Raw genomic sequence first — 712 nt, 5'->3', positions numbered from 1 at the left:
CCCACCTTCACCCTTCCTCACCACAAAATGATAACCACCCATACTATTCTGCACAAGCCCAATCTCTGGCATATGTACCCGATACCATTCTCGGATATTCGTTAAGGTTGGTAGCTTCGGGGCGGCTGTAACTGGTGAGGTAGCTACACCACTTTTTGTCGGACTTACGGTTGCTCCGCTTTTTGGTGTACTTGGTTTTGTTTTCGGGGCAGAGACGCCTCGTACGCCACCGAAGGTAGTTGCGATTCCGAAGCTAGCTAGCCAGTGTTCCTTTGAAAAGGATTCTTCTGGAATTACGGCTGACTGAACCAGATCAACACTACCGATTGTTGCCCAGTTTACAAAATCTTTTGGAGAATGGAACATATTTTCTGCATTATACTGTAGACCGCTGTACGAATTCTTCCCCAAATCAAGTAACCCACTGGTGAGGTAATTACCAAAGTCATACGGTGAATCCGTAGCTTTTTCCCATCGATTCTGGAAACCATCTAAGATGTCGGATCCTAATTCTTGAAAGCTATCTACTGATTTCTGGAACGCATTCTTTTCCTCTGGCTTCAGACGACTTTCAGGAATCTCCGTAACAAATCGATAGTTCACCCTTCCATTACTATCCTCATATGTTCGGAGCATTCTACCGTCCGATAAGGTGAGGTAATTGCCGTGTCGCTCGCCGAGATAATCGGTAACCTCGACGGATTTTATTACG

1 pseudogene is annotated in these 712 nt (G+C 45.6%); it reads right to left on the bottom strand.

What is annotated here, in order from left to right:
* Positions 1 to 712, bottom strand: a pseudogene (locus MN204_RS20280) (hypothetical protein); the annotation flags it as partial.

Source organism: Oceanobacillus saliphilus, from assembly GCF_023522835.1.
GTDB classification, from domain to species: domain Bacteria; phylum Bacillota; class Bacilli; order Bacillales; family Amphibacillaceae; genus Oceanobacillus; species Oceanobacillus saliphilus.
The sequence above is the reverse complement of the archived record's forward strand: the minus strand, read 5'-3'. Positions and strand labels throughout refer to the sequence as shown.